The organism is Shewanella yunxiaonensis, from assembly GCF_018223345.1.
GTDB classification, from domain to species: domain Bacteria; phylum Pseudomonadota; class Gammaproteobacteria; order Enterobacterales; family Shewanellaceae; genus Shewanella; species Shewanella yunxiaonensis.
On record NZ_CP073587.1, the window covers coordinates 3,608,423 to 3,626,823 of the forward strand.

The window sequence follows — 18,401 nt, forward strand, 5'->3', positions numbered from 1 at the left end:
GACAACCGCCGCCATTGCCAGCAGTTAATTTATTGTTTTATATTGTTTTATATTGTTTTATATTGTTTTATCGGTGGCACTGTAATTGCTGACAGCCCTCTATGAACGTCATCATGGAAGCCACTCATGAAGTTACATTCGCCGCACGACTCATTCGATCACACCACGCTGACACAGCTGTTTGATAATTGCCGGAGCCGCCAATTGCGCGCCGGTGAAATTCTCAGTTTCCCACAGGATGCGAATGATCAAATCTTCTATCTGCAGCGCGGTCGGCTGCGAGTCTACCTGAGCTATGGCGATAAGTTGCTGACGCTCACCCTATTGCAAGCCGGCGATATTTATAGCAGTCATACGCGCGCATTTGTGGATGCGTTGGATGACAGTTGCGTAGCGCTGTGCGATCTGCGCACCTTTTCAGCACGGGTCGGCAAACATCCGGCGTTAAACGGCGCCGTCACCCGTGTACTTTCACAAACACTTTCCGGCTGTATCGATACCATTGAAAACTTGGCGTTTCGGGACGTGCGCGCCCGCTTAGCGTGCTTTTTGCTGGGGCAGGCACCCGCAAATACCGCAGACCCTGTCCTGTTGGAGCTACAATTGAATACCGAACAGATGGCGCAGATGATTGGTACCTCGCGGCAAACGTTATCGACATTACTTTCAGAATTGCAACGCGATGGCATTGTCAAAAAGCTGCAGCGCGGCCAATTGCAGTTATGCGACCGCCAGCGATTGCTGCAAATCGCATCGCTGTAACAGGGTGTCAGCTGGCTGACAGACAACCCTCGGGCGCCTTCGTTAAACTGATGCCAGTTTACGATGGGAGAACTGTTATGGCCGGCGTTATCCAACGTTATCAGTCTGAAGATGTCAAAGGCGATCGCATGGCGATCGGCGAAGCAATGTTGAGTCGTATTTTGGCGCACATAGAACAAGACCAGAGCCATAATCCGCTCTGGCAGCATTTCCGCCAAAAAGTGTTGGATATGCGCGCCGGTAACGGCCCCCAAACCGATGCACTGTTTCTATTACACAGCAATGTCTATTATCTGCGTGACTTGCTGGACGAGGTGGAAGATGACGAGGCCGTGCAACAACTCGATGCGATGGAACGAGATTTTTTCTGACGAGGGCAAAAGTAAAAATGCCGACACATGGCCGGCATTTTTAATGCGTTAATCAATCAGCCACCGAAACCCACCGCTTTGATATCCAACTGTTTAACCGGACCATACTTGGCCGCAATTGGCGCTATCTTCGCCGCATTACCAATCAGCACAAACTGCAGCTTGTCTTTAGGGAAATAACGGTCAATCAGCCGTTTGGTATCAGCCACTGTCAGACTATCTACGCGTGCTTGAAATGCATTGATATAGGACGCATCAAAGCCATAGATGTACATATCGGAGAGCAAACCAGCCAAGTCGCCATTTGTCTCATACCGTGGTGGGAACTGCCCTTTCACATAGGCCTTGGCAGAGGCCAACGTCGTATCATCAATCCCCGGTTCCCACAAGCGTTGGTAAGTCTTCAATGCCAGATCAATTGCCTGCTCAGTAGAAGCGACTTTGGTAAAGGTGCTGATTTCAAACAGACCGGCATCGCGAAAACTCACAAAGCCAGAACGGGCACCATAGGTCAGCCCGGAATTCACTCGCAGTTCATCATTCAGCCAGGAGGTGAAGCGCCCGCCTAGAATGGTGTTTACCACCGACAGACCGACATAATCCGGGTTGTCGCGGGCAATGCCCCTACCACCGATGAGAAAAGTTGTTTCTATCGCATCGGGCTTATCCACCAGTAAGACTCGTGACTGGGTCAGCGTTGGTAAGCCCTTCGCCAAGTCTGGCTGAGGTGCTAACGTATGCCCCGGCCACGCACCAAACAGTTGTTGCAGTTTGGCTTTCATCTGTGACGGCTCAAAGTCGCCTACAACACTGATTGCGATGTTTCCTGGTTGATAAAACTGCTGATAAAACGCTTTCACATCGGAGAGGGTCAACTTTGCCAGCGAATCACGGTCGCCGGAGGTGGCATTACCATAGGGATGATTGGCAAAAACCAATTTACTGAAATAACGGTTGATGACTGACTTTGGACTCTCTTTTGCCTGTTCCAGCGCTGCCATATTGCGTTGTTTGAGTTTAGCGAACTCTTGCGGCGCAAACTGAGGATGGCACATGACATCTGCGACCAGCCCCAGCATGGTATCCATATCTTTCGCCATAAAATCAGCACTGAGATAACTGCCGTCACGACTACTCTGGGTGTTAAGGCTAGCCCCGAGGAAATCTACTTGTTGCTCTAACTGCTGTTTATTGCGGGAACCAGCGCCCAATAGCAGCGAATCAGCGGTCATACTGGCAATGCCGCCAATACTATCATCCACACTGCCGGCCCTAACGACTGCATTAACCGTGATCAGTGGCACCTCATGTTGCGGCATCAACATTAAGGTCAGACCGTTAGCGAAAGTGATGGTCTCATAAGCAGGCAGCACAAACTTGCCAGTATCCTGACTCACGGTCACTGTGGAAGTTTTCGTCTCAGTGGTGGACGGGGATAGTGACTGACACCCCGCCAATATCAGCGTCGCCGCGGCTAACAGTGTGAGCGGTGTTGTGACGTATTTATTGATCATTTATCCGCGTCCTCTGTTGCTGCCAAGATCCCAACAGTACGGTTGGCCCGACTGAGATAGGTTTGCGCGACCCGTTGAATATCTGCCAATGCCACCTGGTTGTAGGCTGCCGGGGCATCAAACAGTTTCTGATAACTGCCGAAAAACAGCTCATAGGTGCCGATAGTGTTAGCTTTACCGTTGATGGTTTCCATGGTGCGATAAAAATCCATCAGTTTGAGGTTTCTCGCTTTATCGAGCTCCTGCTGGCTAACACCGAGACGAGCCACATTATTCATCTGCGCGATCAGTGCCTGCTCCAGTTTCGTTGCTGTTACGCCAGGGGCCGCCACCGCCATCACGTAAAGCAGATTCGGATCAAACGCCATCGGCATGTAAGTTTCCACGTCCAAGGCCAACTGTTGGTCCACGAGTCCGCGATAAAGACGGGAACTGTTGCCATCGCTGAGCATTGACGTCAATAAATCCAGCGCATAGTAGTCTTTGTCACTGCTGGCGGGCACATGGTAGGCCAGCATGATGTTGGGAGTACTCACGGAGGCCTTTTTCACAAAAATCCGCCGCTCACCTTGTTGTGGTGGCTCAACGGTTTTTATCGCGGCTGGCGGCTGTTGCGCGGGGATCGGCGCAAAATACTCATTTGCCAGCTGTTTGACGGCGGCCAGCGTGACGTCGCCTGCAATCACGACGACTGCGTTGTTAGGTGCATAATAGGTTTTGTGGTACTGCACCAGATCCTGCTGAGTCCAGGCGGCAATATCAGATTCATGCCCGATGACAGGCCAGCTATAAGGGTGCGCTAAAAATGCCACGCCTTTGAGCGGGCCTTGCAGCGCCTGCCAATTAGAATTTTCCAATCCGGTGGTACGCTCGGAAGCGACTACGCCACGTTCGCTAGCCACCATTTTCGGATCGATATCCAAATTAGCGATGCGGTCCGCTTCCAGCTTAAAGATAGTTTCTAACGCATTTGATGGGAACCAGTCGGTATAAACAGTAACATTTTCAGTGGTATAGGCATTGTTAGCCCCACCGGCGGCTTCCATGGTGCGATCGAACAGCTTGGGACCATAAAGCTTGGAACCGTTGAACATCATATGTTCAAAGAAATGGGAAATGCCGGTAATACCGGGACGCTCATTACGCGACCCGACTTTCCAGAACAGATACATATTGGCATTGGGGATTGAGGAATCCTCCAACACCATGATTTTCATGCCATTAGGCAGAGTAAAACTCTGAATATCCTTGGCGGTGGTCGCTTGTGCTGTGGCCGTGCCCAACAGGCCCAGTGACAACAACATAGCGGTGAGCTGACGCTTCATGGTGTGCTCCTGAGGTAAACATTCTCAGGTATGTTGTCGGCACAACATCAGCAACGCAAGTAAACAGCTGTTTCAGAACAGTACATTTTGTAAACAAGCGTGTAAATAGCCATTCACAGTTCAGTCCTCCACGGATTTCTGTTTGATCAACTTCATCTTGGGGGTATCCATCTTATGTTCCTTGGCCGCCGCCTCCTTGGCTTCTTGCAGATATTTAGCTTCCCGCTGACCACGCTCACTAAACTGTTGCTGCGCCTTCGCACGTTCTATCTGTTCCCAAGGCTCCTTCTGCTGCTGAGACAAAACTGCCTGCTCGCGCGCAGAGGTTTCTGCGGCGGCGGCACGAGCCTTCTGTAACTCTATAGATTCTGTCTGTTGCTGAATCTTATCGGCCTTTTCTGCAACTTTGGCGCCGACCTGACTTAATTCTGCTGCTTGTAACGGCGCAATCATTGCCAATAGCAGTACCGGCATTCCTTTTTTCATGCTTAATCTCCGAACAAGTTCACATCTCACCATCATAATCACACATTTGTGTTATTAAATGATTAATAATGATCTTTTTTGCAATAAATCAAAAATTTGATTGTGGAATGAGCTGAAACTGTTTATTTTTTGCTACCCAGAAAATAGACAAGCGGCATATCGGATGTCCCCTTTATCAAGGGACAAAAGTGGAGCATCGCGGATGATCGATTGGACAAGAAAATTGGCGCAACTGCAAACGGATGCCTCGTTGTTGCCACAGTTGAAAATCTGGCAAAAACAACCACACGACACGCCGCTCGCGCTATTCCAAAAGGCCGTCATCGTCGCCGCAAACCAAGCGGCACTGGATTATTTTTCCTGTGTTCATACCGAAATCCTCGGGGCAGCATTATACGACTTTGCCCCAAGATTACAGCTGAATGGTCAAAGCAGTATCGAACAAGCCAGACGCCTGTTTGAAATGGCCGGTGACCAGCCACAAATGCAGGAATGGTTGCACCTGAATCGCGATGGCAAGGAATTACCCACCCGACTTTATCTATACCCCGTGCACTCAGAGGGTGAGTCGATGGTGCTGGTACGTTTTCAGCATCTCGACCGTCGCAGTCAACCACGACAAAGCCGCAACGATGAGTTTGCCGCCATACCTCGCAGCGTGCTGTCTGGCATTCTCGAAGAAAGCGCGGAAGCGGTCGCAATTACTGACAGCCAAAATATCGTGCTGGCTGTTAACAAAGCCTTATGCCGTTTATCGGGCTATAGCTCAGGGCAATTGCTGGGCAAATCATTAAAGGTGCTGGAAGTCGCCGACGATATTCATCAGCAAGAATGCGCCACCGCCTTGCAAGAACGTGATTTTTGGCAGGGCGAAATGTTTAAGCTGAAAGCCGATGGTCAGCAATTCCCAGCATGGCAGAGCAGTCGCCGTATCATGGCCGATGGAAAGCCTTATATGGTGACCATTTTCAGTGATATCAGTGATCGAAAACGCCTCGAAAGCCGTCTGACTGAACAGGCCATGTACGATGTACTGACTGGCCTGCCAAATCGCCGGCATATGAAGAAGCTGCTGAATGAGGCGTTGGAATACAATCATAAACGTGCGGATCCTGAACGTTTATGTGCATTGATGTTCCTTGATCTTAATGGCTTTAAGCATGTGAATGATTGCTTTGGTCATTCGATGGGAGATCGCATTTTGCAACTGGTCGCCGCCCGCTTAGAGGCCTGTTGCATTGAGATGGCCGATATCGCGCGGATGGGCGGCGATGAATTCACCCTGATCCTGACGGAATGCCAGAATCGGCAGGAGATACGTTGGTTTGCCGAACAGATAGCGAAGCTGTTTGATACGCCGTTCGAACTTGAAGGCCAGAAATTCTATCTGGGTACCAGTATTGGTATCAGCCTGTTTGAGGGTGACACCCTCACCGCTTCGCAACTTCTGAGTCAGGCTGACACCGCGATGTACTGTGCCAAACGCAGTAGCGATCACATCATGTTTTATGACAAGAGCATGAGTGATGCCGCTGAGCACCGCCTGAAGCTGCTTAATGATCTGCGCCATGCCATGAGCCTGGGGCAGTTCAGTATTTATTATCAGCCCATTGTGCAACTGAAAGATAATCAGCTACTGGGTGCAGAAGCACTGTTACGCTGGCAGAAGACATCGCACGAGTTACTTGAAGCCGCGGATTTTGTGCCATTGCTGGAAGAAACGGGTCTGATTGTCACTGTGGGTAACTGGGTGCTGGAACAAGCCTGCCAACAAGCGGCGCATTGGCGCAAAATGGATTACCCCGAGTTCACCATTTCAGTGAATGTGTCACCGATGCAGCTGGAGCATCTGGACTTTGTCAAACAAGTCAAAATGACACTGAAAAATTCCGGATTACCGCCGCAAGCGCTGGCACTGGAGATCACTGAATCGGCACTGTTGAACTATCCGCAACAGGCCCGGAAAACCTTGGAAAAACTGCACAATATGGGCTTGAAGGTAACCATTGACGACTTTGGCACCGGTTTCTCCTCGTTGAGCCGCCTGGGTAACATGCCAATTGATGGTCTGAAAATCGATAAAGAATTTGCCGGTCAACTGGAAAACCTTCGCGGGCGCAAACTGTGTCATGCCATTGTGCAGCTCAGTCAGGCGCTAGAACTGTCTTATGTCGTCGAAGGGATTGAAACTGAACAGCAGAAAGTTGCCTTACAAGGCATGGGCGAGGGTAAAGCTCAGGGATTCTTCTTTGGCTATCCGCTGCACCCACAACAGTTTGCCTTGGCGCATTTCCAAAAGCATATCGCCTAATCTCAATTTGTTGCGACAAGTCAGGGGGAGACAGAAAGCTGCCAGCTTCAGGAAATTCCTGCACAGCTCCCCTGCAAAGCAATGTGCTGGCAGCTCTGACACACCAGATCTCGTTGTGGTGCCCGCTAATTAGAAAGTTCTGGCCTTTGAAAAGCCGTGATCGAGATGGGATTTCAGTGGTTTTTCTTAGCGGCAGCCAACTGTTTGACGAATCTCTACACAGCCGCGGGATTACATCGCTGAACTTTTAAGCGTTGTCACTTCAAAAAAGCAGAAATCGTCCACACATTTTAAGCCGCCCTTAAGATGTTGCTGGACATAATCCCGGAGGTTATCTAAATCATTACCACACGTTATTGGTCGCCGCGGCCCGCTTGAGCCGGCAACTGATATTGCAGGAGTCGCCATGTTCCGTCCTTTTTACTGGCAGCAGAAACCTACCATCAGCGCCATCATCGGCACCCTATTGAGTGTGTTGGTATTTTGTCTGACGCTGGTAATATTGCCGGTGTTATTACTGCTCGGTGCGGCGCTACTGTTTGCGCTAAGTTTGTTTGGCCGACAATACCTAAAACGCCAATTTGCAAAAATGCAGCAGTCACGATTTCATGGAAATAAACGCGATATCTACGACTGTGATCCCCATGTTAGCCGTGATAGTACCGTCGCTTGGCAGCCCAAAGGCCGAGTGTTAGAACATCAGGATTGATCGGCTAATAGCTCTTGCGCGCGCCGCAGTGAACGTTGTTCCGCTTTATCTTTACTCAGCGCCAACACCCGCGCGACTTGTTGTGCCAGAGATTGCCACAACGGCTGTAGCACTTGTTGTTCATGCTCATTCGCTCGACCACGCGCTAATTTCAGCCAAGCGGCGGCTTCCACAACATCAATCCGACCAAGACTACCGTCCGTCAGCGCAATCGCCAGTTCGATCATCGCGGGCACGCTGTGACCATAACGAATAACTTGTCTTAAGTAGCTTTCTGCCTGAGACATATCACTGCCAAACGCCTGTTCCTGATTCAGCATATGTTGAGCCCTAGCGAGCATGGCATCTAACTGCCCTTGTTCCGCCGCTTCAGCCAGCCATTGTTCACTGGCACTCAGATCCTGCTGACAACCTTCACCGCGCGCCAGCATCAACGACAAATGGTATTGCGCATGGGGATAGCCACTTTTCGCGGCCTGAGCAATGTTGTGATACGCCGCGGCTAAATCACCCTGCTTATAGTAAAGCACGCCAAGATTTGCCATCGCTTCAGCGTGTTCCTGTGCCGCAGCCGCCGTCAGGTATTTTTCGGCCTGCGCGATATCCGCCGTGATATCACCACTGCCCACTAAATAGAAATATCCCAGCAGCGCCATGGCATCGACAACACCGGCTTCCGCAGCGTCTCGAATCAGCTGTTGTCCGGCCGCAACATCCGCTGCGCCCACATAACCATGTAACAAGGCAACACCATGTTCAAACTTAGCCCGAGAATCGTGTGCTGCCGCCTGCGAAAACCAGTAAGCCGCCTTGGCAAGATAGGGGATTGCCTGCTGTTTGGGCACATTTTCCTCAGGCTGTAATGCCTGTTCCTGCTGCCGCGCCATTAATGCCTGACTTTTAAACGACATTCCCAGTAAATACTGCGCTTCGCTGTCATCCTCCATGACCGCGCGGAAACACAGTTCACGCCCACCCATGGCATCAAACTCATCAAACTGATAAGCCGGCGCATCCTGGCGTCGTAGCAATGGATAGACTAATTCCACCAGCTTTAATAAATCACGAATAGCCTTGCGTGCCAGCTGTTGCAGCTGCGCTTGTTCCAGGTGATATTTTTCAGGGTGGGCACCGCGGTTACCATCTGCCCGGATGCGGTGCAACGCGCGGGTTATTCGCACATCTATCAGCCGCTGCTGGTTCAGCTGTTCAATATGGTCATAAAGATTGGGGCCCTCAAAAGTCACCAGCGCCTGCGCCGCTAATAGCGTCGTCAGGCGATGCGCAAAACTGCGGACATGTAACAACGACTGGGTTGGGACCTCATCCACATACCGTTTAGCCTTGCGGTATTCTTCTGCCAGAGTTTCCGAGACACCGGCGACGAACTCGATATCGTTCACTCTGGCTCCTGTAATTTAGGCAGGTTGACGACTGACCCGGTACAGACGGAACAGCGCCACATTGACATAGAGGCTGATAAAACCGGTGATACTTTCCACCACCAGCCGCAACACCATCGGGGCTTGCTCTACCGTTGACGAAATCAGGCTGCCTACCAGCACCAATGGAAAATATAGCAACAGCACCAGTAAGGTTCTGCCAGTCACACCTTGGCTAAAAACAAAACTGGCCTTAATTGCCTGCAATGGTGACAGTCGCTCCACCACCACCATAAAATTGACATAAGACAGGCGGGCAAACAGATACAAACTGATGCCCAGACCAATAACACCGAGAGGGCCTAACGCTGAAAGCAACACCACCGGCGCGGCGATGGCCATACCGGAAAACACACCAGCTACCATCAACCACGGCAAAAATGGCAGACTATTTTTCAACACTGCAAAAACACTCGGCTGATAGCCTTCGGTGCGCAGTTCCATAAACAGCGTTAATGACGCGATTAACAACGAAAAGACTAAAAACAGTAACAAGGTTGCCAGAATGTGCGGTACGCCAATTTGCGGCGCTTTGGGATCCATCGCCGCAAACTCCGCACCTAACCATAACTGAATGCCTACTTGCACCATCAGTATCGGCAACGTCAATGCGGCCAACTGCAACAGATGATTACGGAAAAAATAAAACGCTTCAGAAAGAATGGCTGAAAAAGGCATGTAACGTTCTCAACAGCGACAGTAATAAAGGGAGATTGTGAGCGTAGGATACCGAAAATTGGCGGCTAATGCACCGCAGAAATGGCGCTTGCTGCGGCTTTTAAGGACGGAAAAGCCGTGCATCAACGGCAACAATGTGCGTAGAATAATTACCATTGTCACGTAATCAAGGAATCATTTATGAAAGGCCCTCTTTTAGCTGCGACGGCATTGGTGCTCGCACTGCCGGTACATGCAGGTCTGCTGGATAATCTGAAAACTCAGGCACAGCAAGCCGTTGCCACCACCGCCACCACTACGCCAACCACTACCACTGCCACCCAAAGCACCGGTCTGGTAGACAGCGTCATGTCGCAACTTAACCTTAATCAAACCCAGGCCGAAGGTGGTCTCGGCAGTTTGCTGACATTGGCGCAGTCCAATCTGGGGACGTCGCAGTTCTCGCAGATCACTGACGCGATCCCCAATGCCAGTAGCTTGATGTCTGCCGTGCCAGCCACAGATAGCAGTTCAGGGATGACCGGTTTGTTATCAAAAGCCGGGAGTCTTGGGACTTCCCTGCAAGGAAGTGCGATGGTTTATGATGCATTTTCGAAGTTGGGCATTTCCAAGGATTTGGTCGCACCAATGGCAGAAATTCTGAAAAATTATCTGCAGAGTAGTGGTGGTGATAGCACTGCATCACTGCTGACACAAGGACTGGGGGCATTGTTGTAAGGGAACTCACGCGCCTCAGTTCATTCTAATGAGTTACCGGTAGCGAGTATGGAAGTAACAGAATGATCGCCAAACTAAAACAGTTTCTGAAAGAGTTTCAGGATATCCCTGATCCGCAACAACAAGCACACAGTATCAATCTGGCCGCCGCCTGCATGTTGTTGGAAGTGGTATATGCCGATGAAAAACTGGATGGCGCCGAGGCGCGCTTATTGCCAGAGGTGCTAGAGCAAAATCTGGGGATTAGCGCCACCGATTGCAGTACGCTATTGGAAGAGGCCAAACGCAACCGCAATAATGCGACCTCACTGTTTCAGTTTACCTCAATCATCAACGAAAATTTCAGCTTGGAGCAAAAGCAGCAGTTAGTCCTGTCGATGTGGCAACTTGCCTATGCTGATGGCGAACTGTGTCGTTATGAAGACCAGATCATCCGCCGCAGTGCTGATCTGTTGTATCTGAAACACTCGGAGCTGATCCAGTTACGAAATCGCGCGATTGAAAACCCGGGGCACTAGTCCTCTAACTGTGTGATAACGATTTTCTCAGATATGGAGGCGACTATTGCCGCCATTCCAATCCTTAATCACCACTAGCAGAGCCTGGATGAGTTTTGAACCACTCAGGAAGCAGCCATCGGCGGCAGGGTTGGCCGACGCAACTTCAGCTGCAGCCACAACAATGGCAGCAATACCAGCATCAGCACCATGGCGTAAAACATCGCACTCGCCAATGCCACACCAAGTATCAAACACATCACCGCGCTGAGCAGTGCCCATGGCCGATAGCGTTTGCTCAGTAATCTCACCGCCGCCAACATTGACAGCAAGTAGATGATCACAAACACACCATTTGCCCAAGAGATTAGCTGATCCAGACGGGTATCAGTCAGGAAATTCGCCAGCAACACCAGCGCCATCAACGATAGCATCATAACCAGCGCGCGCACCGGAACCTGAAACTGGTTGCGAGGGGCAAACCAGCGGGGAGTAATGCCCTGCTCACTGAAACTGCTGAGTAAGCGCGCCACACTTGCGGCATAGACATTGGTAGTGGCTAAACCACTGGCGATCCCAAGGACACCAATCACTTGGACGCCATGCCCGCCCAACAAGGTGTCGAACGCCCCCATCATCGCTAATGGCGCATCAGATTGCACCGGTAACAACAGCCAGGTACAGGCCAAATATATGGTCCCCACCAGTAAGGTGCCGATCATCATCGCCGGGATAAAGTCTTTTGCAGGATTACGAAAATCAGCAGTGAGATGGGTCATTGCCTCAACCCCCAAAAAGCTCCAGAACGCGATTCCCATGGCTTGCAGTACGCCGTTGGTATTCAGTGCCGCTTCCGGCCGCTGAAATTGGGCGGCATGACCGACGCCGCTGCCAAACATCAGCACCACGACGACGACGATGCAAAGTGTCAGCGTGAACTGTGCTTTAGCCGATACCTGAATGCCTCGCAGGTTCAGCCCCAATAACACTAACAACACCATCAGCTCACACGCGAGCTGCCCCCACCCGGTGATGGGCACCATCGCCTGAAAGAATTGGAAGGTCATCATAATCGCTGCGGGGGCACCAATGGGCACAATCAGCAAAAAGCTCAAGCCCACTGCGCGACCTAATAGCCGGCCAAACGCTTTTTCCACAAAAAATGCGGGACCGGCCGCATGCGGAAACTGTGCGCCCAATTGAGCAAAAACCACCGTGATAGGAATGATTGCCAGCGTCAGTAACGCCCAAGCCAGCAGCGCACCATGTCCCGCCATTTTGACGGTCATTTGCGGCAGAATAAACACGCCAGTCCCCAGCAAAGTCGTTGCCATCAGCCCCGCCCCTTGCCAGCGTCCTATAGTTCCTGAAGTCGAATTCATCTGATAAATTAATGCCTGTGGGTATACCAGCAGTATAGTGATTTCATCACAAACAAACTGTGCCAATGCACCACAATAAATGCCGTTTTTGCCGACGGAATGACGGCGACACTACAAAAAATCAGTAGTTTCATAGGATAGACGCAATGGATAAATTTGATCAGGCGATTATTAGTGCCCTACGGCAAAATGCGCGCAAAAGCGTATCCACCATTGCGGAGGAGATCAGCCTGTCGCGCAGTGCCGTGTCAGAACGGCTGAAAAAACTGGAACAGAATGGCATTATTCGCGGCTATCAGATACTGCTCAGTGAGTCGCAAAAAGCAGGGGTGAGTGCCTATTTTGAAATTCAACATCAGCGCCGTACCTGTGCTGACATCGCCCATCTGTTTCAAGCCATTCCAGAAGTAGTGACTTGTCATGGCATTTCTGGCGACATGGATTTACTGGTTTACGTTAAAACCCCGTCAATGCAACGACTGCATGAAATTCGCGAGGCTATCGAGTCTCATCCGGCCATCTGCAAAATCAAAACCCATGTCGTGATGAGCGAGTGGATCAACAATCGCCCGGAATGAATGACTGACACTAACACATATTGCGATGCTGGCTACGCCGCTGGTTTCGCAACGTGACTAGCTGTTGTGACAGTTGCTGCATCAATGCCAGTTGCTGTTGCTGTCCGGCATCCAACATTTCTGCAGACACACACTGGCTCAGCCGGCTGCCGATACTGATAATCAACTCCTCACCCTGACTGAGCTGCTGTTGAGTGGCTTTGACAAACAATAGTCGATAGGCGCTGAAGAACAGCGCCACCATTACCCCGTCATGCCACGCTTCGGCATCAAGCTCTTGTTCAGAACTGGCTAGCGCTACTACCAGATTCGACACAGTATCGAGCGACGTCGCACCGGTGAGCAGTTGCCGTATTATCGATTCAGTCTGCAACCTGCCACTGAGTTTCTCTGCCAGTTGCGCCTTATGCCATTGTTGACCCACCGAGGAAATGACTGTCATGGTTATCGATACAGCTTACGTTGAACAACAAGCACACCCAGCGCTTCAGCAAGTGTGCGCAAATATACTTGCGCCAGATGGGCTATTGCTCGATAGAAGGCAGTATTGGCATGCTGCTCCGCCAAACTCAGGCAGCGCCCCCCCCAAGGTAACAGGTGTTCCTGTAACAGTTCTATAGCTGCACTTTGCTTAAATTCATCTTCAGAATTCCCTGCCAGTTGTTCAAAAAGGTAGGCAAGTGTGACCATAATCAGACCAATATGATCTACCGGTTCATGCTTTTGGCAATCAACCTGGATCGCGTGTTTTGCATAAAATTGTGTAAGTTTGGCGGTAGAACGATCAAATAAAATCTGGGATTCGCACAAATAGATCGAGCCCCACGGCGCCGCTATCGGTTCACCGGGTCCAAAGAATAGGCGGCCAAAATCCAGTTTTAATTTTACTAACTGCTCTTCGCTACTATCCCAGTCGGCTAACGCATGTGCGAGCGCTTCCAACGCCTGTCTCTCGTCGCTTGATGAAGCCAGAATTGGCCATGTGAGCGCTAACTTTTGTTCCTTAAAATCGTCAATTAATTCCCTTTCTGGATATTGATGTAACAAATATCCCAGGACGTTAGCTAATGCCCCCCAAGTTGCATAGGTGTCAGAGGAAATATTTAACTGCATGTTTCACCCCGCTAGTTAGAAGACGGGCGAAAACGCTCGCCCGTCTTGGATCAGTTAGACTTCTGGCGTGTTCAGCACTGAACCTGCGCCGCTTCCTGACGGTTGTCCATGGATATTGGCTTTCAATATCAAACTAGGGGTGGTAATGGACTGTGAGGGTAACGGTGCAATGTGGGCATCGCCCTCGCCATATTTTGCCTTGAGATTTTGCCCCCGCCTGCTATCGTCAAATTCCCGATGTCGATAACGGAATCAAGGCAACAAAAAGCCACCTGCGTGCTCAACAGGTGGCAAAACCCGTGGAGGTTCGGGTAATGTGTGGATAAATAGCAAAATGGCGTCCTGCCCAATTACCTCCCTGTTTTACGGCATACATAACTGCCTGAACCTGGATGCAGCTTTTACCTAACTTGTTATTGTTTTAGCTCACACAAATTTCATTAAGCGATTGTCATCTGGCCTGCATACAGGATGAAGTGACGTAACAGAATCACCCCAATCAAACTACAGGTGGCGGTACCCGCCACATAGGCGAAGCGACGCTTTGCAGTGGCGGTCATGAACAGGTTCATTGCCAGCGGCACGGATAACCCGACCAGCAAAATTCCCACCCAGAACACCACGCCCCAGAAGCCAAAGCCAACAGCATTTGCCGCGGCAACCTTGCTCTGACCGCCGGTCAATACCAGCCCGACAAAGAAGGTGAAAATTGCCACCATCTCTACCATGATCAAGGGTATTTCGATCTTATGGATCAGCTTTACTTCGCGACCATCCGGGTTGCCGCGCATCAACACGCCACCGAGCAGAGAAGCTGCGGCACCCGAAGACAACGCTGACAACAGGAACAAAATTGGCAACACCGGGTTTTTCAACATCGGATAGCCTGGCAAGGCTGATAACAGGAAGCCGGTATAGGCTCCGAGTGCCAGCGCCAGAATTACCAGTAAGCCGGTGATGGTAGGTTCATTGCGCCCCAGCAGTGCGCTGAGTTTAAGCACCCAAGGGAAGCGAACACGGCACCATTCATCAATCACCGGACGGAACACCAGTGCAATCCACAGGAACATGAAGACCATGTAGATACACAGGATAATTACACCAATGGACATTACTGATGTCAGGTTGTAGAACACCATAATCTTCCAGAAATGTAATGGTTTGGTCAGGTCGGTTACCAGAATACCCAAACCCGCCATCACCGTGACAGGTGCCACAATACAGGCAGCCTGCACAAATCCAGACTTATATGCCGGCTCGCCGCGTAAGGTAAAGTTTTTCAACAGCACGGCGAAAAACATCGCGCCGCCTGATACCCCGGCAAAAAACAGATAAAAGGCGATTGGCCAATGCCAAATCAAGTGTTCAAAATGGAAAGGGCTCATACATTTATCCCTCCCTGCTTAGCTTGAATACGGAACAACTTGGGATGGGTTCCCAAATCTCTCTTGTTGCGATAAACCGGATTTTCCTCCAGCGCCTTGACGATTTCTGAATTAGGATCATTCAAATCGCCAAATACCAGCGCTTTAGTTGGGCAAGCTTCAACACATGCGGGTTGCTTACCTTCCTTCAGCTGAGTTTCCCGGCAAAAATCACATTTATCGGCGGCTTTGGTCACCGGATTGATAAAGCGAATATGGTAGGGGCAGGCCGCCAAGCAATACTGACAGCCGACACACTTCCAGGAGTTCACACTGACAATGCCAGTTTTCTCATCCTTAAAGGCAGCGCCAGTAGGGCATACATGCACACAAGGTGAGTCATCACATTGTTCGCAGGACTTACGGGTAAAGTGGTAGTACTGGTTGGGATATTCCCCAAATGGGCCGGTCCGGATAATCTCCAGGCGCGCGACACCTTCGGGAACATTGTTCACCTTGCGGCAGTTATCGGCACAAGCATTACAACCGATGCACTTGTTTTCATCATGCAGCATGGCATATTTGACGGCACCCTTTGCTTGCTCACCGGCAACTTCGCCATTGGTCAACACATAGAGGGAGATGCCAGCAATAACAGCGCCGCTGCCCTGTAAAAATTGTCTTTTTGACTTATCCATCACGCACCCCCTACTTCGCATGACATTGACGGCACAACTGACTGTGTTGTGAGCCGGTCATTTTGGTCATTGGATCTTCCGCCGGGTGCAGTTTGTGGCAAGCAGCACAACTGACCTTGTCGGCGTGGACGTTGTGAGTCCACTCGCCAGCAGCCAGTTTTTCCGGCCGGTGACATCTGAGACAGGTTTTATTCTGCTCTTTAGGGGAGATCTCGGGATCCGGAGTAAATACCCGGATATCATTGGGTTTGCGAGGGTGGACACCCTGTTCACCGTGACAGGTCTCGCATTTAAGATGCATTTTGTCCTGTCCGTGAACCCCCAGCATTGTGCCATTGCGCTTGTGGCATTTTAGGCAGGGGCCATCATTGATTTTCAGCGCGGTAGATGTTTCTGCATTGGCGGTGCCGGCTGTGCCGTAACCCAACAGGCATACCAATGTGGCAACACCGAGCACTGTGCGCCAAGTATTCCTGAACATAATTTTTACCTGATTATTTATTATTTTTTAGAAGAAAGGGTGGCAATCCGTCATGGTGAGATTGCCACCGACATCGACTGTGCACTTCAGGCAGCCAGGGCCTGCATCAGATGCTGTTTATCCATTGGGCAATCACGCTTCATATCGATCAATCTGATGTTGAGTTTCTGAAGCAGTGGCTTAATTTCCGCACTGGACTTATCGCTGAAGTCAGAAATCACCATTTTGATTTCTGATGAATTCTGGTCAACCAGCACATAGTCCAGATATCCATGAGGTTCAGCTTCGTCTGCAGCCACTTCAATCACTGATTCCAACGGAACATGACTACAGATTTCATATTCACCTTTAGTTAAACTCTTCAGTGACTTAAGAAAGCCGAGACTTTCATTGTCAAACAGACGGTCTTTAATTTTGGCATGTATTGGTGCTGCACCTTCTGACTTGAAAAACTTAATACAAGTCATCACGAATGTAACCGCAATGAAAGGCACTGCGATAAACAATACAAAGTAGATAAACGCATAACTGAGATAGACAGATGCGGTGCTCATATTAACCTCCAACAATCACGTTTTATTTTAATTAACGATTATTTCGCAATTAAATTATTGGCAGAAAACCCAAGCGTATTTGTGATGATGATCACACTAAAAAATGCGAATAATTGGCAAATGCCATATTTAAGAGGTTAATTTGATTACTGTTTTACAGAAATGAATAATAGTAAATTTAGTTACAATAAAAGAGATATCTCAATGTGGAAATTGCAAAATACGAAATATGAAAATAGGCTGAAATTCTCGAGTTATAAAATCTAAGTAAAATACATTTTTAAATGTGACGCAAGGCGTCTTTTAAATTTTCTATTTTTCATTTTTTTTATTAATCTTAAATGCAATAGGAATTTCCATAAAAGGAGTACTAACAATGAAACACATTGATTTTGAAAAACTCGACATGCTGAGTTTAATGATCATTGTTGGATTATGTGAAAATAAATCTGCCACCCATGTCTCAAAAATTCTTAATATTCCACAATCAAAAATTAGCCGTTGCTTAAGAAACGTCAGAACTATTTTTGGCAACGAATTATTTTTTAGAAAAAAATATGGGCTAATCCCAAATGAATATGCCAAGCGGATATATCCCATCGCAAAAGAAATCGTAGAAAATGCGCATGGATTTAATAATCTCGCCGATGATCATAAAAATAGTGAACGTTGGTTTGAAGTTGCCGTTCCCGGATTAGTGACTTATCTGTATCCCAAAGCGTTAATGCAATCGATTAGAAATGAAGATAAGCAATTTCATCTCAATATCGTGCCGTGGAACAGCAGCACCTTGCAGGGCATACAAGATGGTGAAATTACCATGGGCGTATGCTGTGGTAATCATCAGGACGCGATTAAACTTCTTGAGGGTGAATATGAGATTGAATCAGTAAAACAACTTGAAGAAGTTTTTCTGATCTGCAGCAGTAAACATCCGTTGCTGCAACAGGAGATCTCACTCGAAACAATTGCAAAATATCCGTTTGTTAAAACTGACTTAGGTTGCAATCCCCATTCAACCTGCCCATTTGAAGACTGGTGCCACCGTAATGAACTGCCATTAGACATTGAGATCAGTATCAGCAGTGTGTCTTCACTGTTCAACTATCTGGAGGAAAGTCAGGCCGTATGTTTAGTCCCCTATAAAGCCATTTACGATATGTTGACAGATATTCCAAGTTTGCATGGCTGTAAACTCGCCGAATCGGAAACTATGCGCATGGCCAGCGTGGCGTTACCCAAAACTGTCGAAATGGTGACACCGTTGGATAGTGATGATAGCGACTTAGTGTGGCTCAAAGACAAGGTCAGAGAAGTGACCTTGGCGTTAGTGTAATGAGTTGATACGTTTTTTAACTATCTGCACATACATAGGGTGAGACAAACAGGTTACACTAGCAGTCATCCACGCATGGGTGT

General features: G+C 49.3%; 20 protein-coding genes. 8 read left to right on the plus strand and 12 right to left on the minus strand.

What is annotated here, in order from left to right; genetic code table 11:
- Positions 1-126 precede the first annotated feature (126 nt).
- Together KDN34_RS16485 and cowN are read left to right on the plus strand one after the other, a co-directional pair.
- Positions 127-762 (plus strand): Crp/Fnr family transcriptional regulator, encoded by a 636-nt coding sequence (locus KDN34_RS16485; RefSeq protein ID WP_212594779.1) that lies wholly within the window; start codon positions 127-129, stop codon positions 760-762.
- 77 nt (positions 763-839) lie between these two features.
- Positions 840-1,133, plus strand: a complete 294-nt coding sequence (cowN, locus tag KDN34_RS16490) for a N(2)-fixation sustaining protein CowN (protein ID WP_212594780.1) — start codon at positions 840-842, stop codon at positions 1,131-1,133.
- Positions 1,134-1,189: 56 nt separating this feature from the next.
- Here cowN and KDN34_RS16495 read toward each other — a convergent pair whose 3' ends face one another.
- From KDN34_RS16495 to KDN34_RS16505, 3 genes are all read right to left on the minus strand, one after another.
- Positions 1,190-2,647, minus strand: a complete 1,458-nt coding sequence (locus KDN34_RS16495) for a M16 family metallopeptidase (RefSeq protein ID WP_212594781.1) — start codon at positions 2,645-2,647, stop codon at positions 1,190-1,192.
- Entirely contained in the window at positions 2,644-3,972 is a 1,329-nt protein-coding gene (locus KDN34_RS16500) for a M16 family metallopeptidase (RefSeq protein ID WP_212594782.1), read from the minus strand. Before KDN34_RS16500 ends, KDN34_RS16495 begins: the two co-directional genes overlap by 4 nt.
- Positions 3,973-4,092: 120 nt before the next feature.
- Positions 4,093-4,458 (minus strand): hypothetical protein, encoded by a 366-nt coding sequence (locus KDN34_RS16505; RefSeq protein WP_228730375.1) that lies wholly within the window; start codon positions 4,456-4,458, stop codon positions 4,093-4,095.
- Positions 4,459-4,660: 202 nt separating this feature from the next.
- Here KDN34_RS16505 and KDN34_RS16510 point away from each other — a divergent pair, with 202 nt between their 5' ends.
- On the plus strand, positions 4,661-6,769 hold the full coding sequence (locus KDN34_RS16510) for a putative bifunctional diguanylate cyclase/phosphodiesterase (protein ID WP_212594783.1): 2,109 nt from the start codon (positions 4,661-4,663) through the stop codon (positions 6,767-6,769).
- A 406-nt stretch (positions 6,770-7,175) separates the two neighbouring features.
- The gene (locus tag KDN34_RS16515; protein ID WP_212594784.1) at positions 7,176-7,478 is read left to right on the plus strand and encodes a hypothetical protein; all 303 of its coding nucleotides are present in this window, start codon (positions 7,176-7,178) and stop codon (positions 7,476-7,478) included.
- Here the strand turns inward: KDN34_RS16515 and KDN34_RS16520 are convergent.
- Positions 7,469-8,881, minus strand: a complete 1,413-nt coding sequence (locus tag KDN34_RS16520) for a DUF4145 domain-containing protein (protein ID WP_228730376.1) — start codon at positions 8,879-8,881, stop codon at positions 7,469-7,471. The two genes, KDN34_RS16515 and KDN34_RS16520, sit on opposite strands and share 10 nt — an antisense overlap.
- Before the next feature lie 15 nt (positions 8,882-8,896).
- Positions 8,897-9,598, minus strand: coding sequence for a hypothetical protein (locus KDN34_RS16525; RefSeq protein WP_212594785.1), 702 nt, complete (start codon positions 9,596-9,598; stop codon positions 8,897-8,899).
- A gap of 180 nt (positions 9,599-9,778) precedes the next feature.
- Here KDN34_RS16525 and KDN34_RS16530 point away from each other — a divergent pair, with 180 nt between their 5' ends.
- The gene (locus KDN34_RS16530) at positions 9,779-10,315 is read left to right on the plus strand and encodes a DUF2780 domain-containing protein (protein ID WP_212594786.1); all 537 of its coding nucleotides are present in this window, start codon (positions 9,779-9,781) and stop codon (positions 10,313-10,315) included.
- A gap of 62 nt (positions 10,316-10,377) precedes the next feature.
- Positions 10,378-10,833: a tellurite resistance TerB family protein gene (locus tag KDN34_RS16535; RefSeq protein WP_212594787.1), complete on the plus strand. Its 456-nt coding sequence runs from the start codon at positions 10,378-10,380 to the stop codon at positions 10,831-10,833.
- 104 nt (positions 10,834-10,937) lie between these two features.
- Here the strand turns inward: KDN34_RS16535 and yjeH are convergent, their stop codons facing one another.
- Positions 10,938-12,194: an L-methionine/branched-chain amino acid transporter gene (gene yjeH, locus KDN34_RS16540; protein ID WP_212596701.1), complete on the minus strand. Its 1,257-nt coding sequence runs from the start codon at positions 12,192-12,194 to the stop codon at positions 10,938-10,940.
- Between the two features lie 146 nt (positions 12,195-12,340).
- Here yjeH and KDN34_RS16545 point away from each other — a divergent pair, with 146 nt between their 5' ends.
- Positions 12,341-12,772 (plus strand): Lrp/AsnC family transcriptional regulator, encoded by a 432-nt coding sequence (locus tag KDN34_RS16545; RefSeq protein WP_212594788.1) that lies wholly within the window; start codon positions 12,341-12,343, stop codon positions 12,770-12,772.
- 10 nt (positions 12,773-12,782) lie between these two features.
- Here KDN34_RS16545 and KDN34_RS16550 read toward each other — a convergent pair whose 3' ends face one another.
- From KDN34_RS16550 to KDN34_RS16575, 6 genes are all read right to left on the minus strand, one after another.
- The gene (locus KDN34_RS16550) at positions 12,783-13,214 is read right to left on the minus strand and encodes a hypothetical protein (RefSeq protein WP_212594789.1); all 432 of its coding nucleotides are present in this window, start codon (positions 13,212-13,214) and stop codon (positions 12,783-12,785) included.
- A 2-nt stretch (positions 13,215-13,216) separates the two neighbouring features.
- Complete coding sequence (locus KDN34_RS16555; RefSeq protein WP_212594790.1) at positions 13,217-13,885, minus strand: TorD/DmsD family molecular chaperone; 669 nt, start codon at positions 13,883-13,885, stop codon at positions 13,217-13,219.
- A 440-nt stretch (positions 13,886-14,325) separates the two neighbouring features.
- The gene (gene nrfD / locus KDN34_RS16560; protein WP_212594791.1) at positions 14,326-15,270 is read right to left on the minus strand and encodes an NrfD/PsrC family molybdoenzyme membrane anchor subunit; all 945 of its coding nucleotides are present in this window, start codon (positions 15,268-15,270) and stop codon (positions 14,326-14,328) included.
- Positions 15,267-15,947 carry a 4Fe-4S dicluster domain-containing protein gene (locus KDN34_RS16565; RefSeq protein ID WP_212594792.1) on the minus strand — a complete coding sequence of 227 codons (681 nt, stop codon included), beginning with the start codon at positions 15,945-15,947 and terminating at the stop codon, positions 15,267-15,269. The genes nrfD and KDN34_RS16565 overlap by 4 nt, the downstream gene beginning before the upstream one ends.
- A gap of 10 nt (positions 15,948-15,957) precedes the next feature.
- Complete coding sequence (locus KDN34_RS16570) at positions 15,958-16,428, minus strand: multiheme c-type cytochrome (RefSeq protein WP_212594793.1); 471 nt, start codon at positions 16,426-16,428, stop codon at positions 15,958-15,960.
- Between the two features lie 86 nt (positions 16,429-16,514).
- Positions 16,515-16,982 carry a hypothetical protein gene (locus KDN34_RS16575; protein WP_212594794.1) on the minus strand — a complete coding sequence of 156 codons (468 nt, stop codon included), beginning with the start codon at positions 16,980-16,982 and terminating at the stop codon, positions 16,515-16,517.
- 376 nt (positions 16,983-17,358) lie between these two features.
- Here KDN34_RS16575 and KDN34_RS16580 point away from each other — a divergent pair, with 376 nt between their 5' ends.
- Positions 17,359-18,318, plus strand: coding sequence for a LysR family transcriptional regulator (locus tag KDN34_RS16580; protein WP_212594795.1), 960 nt, complete (start codon positions 17,359-17,361; stop codon positions 18,316-18,318).
- The last annotated feature ends 83 nt before the right edge of the window (positions 18,319-18,401 follow it).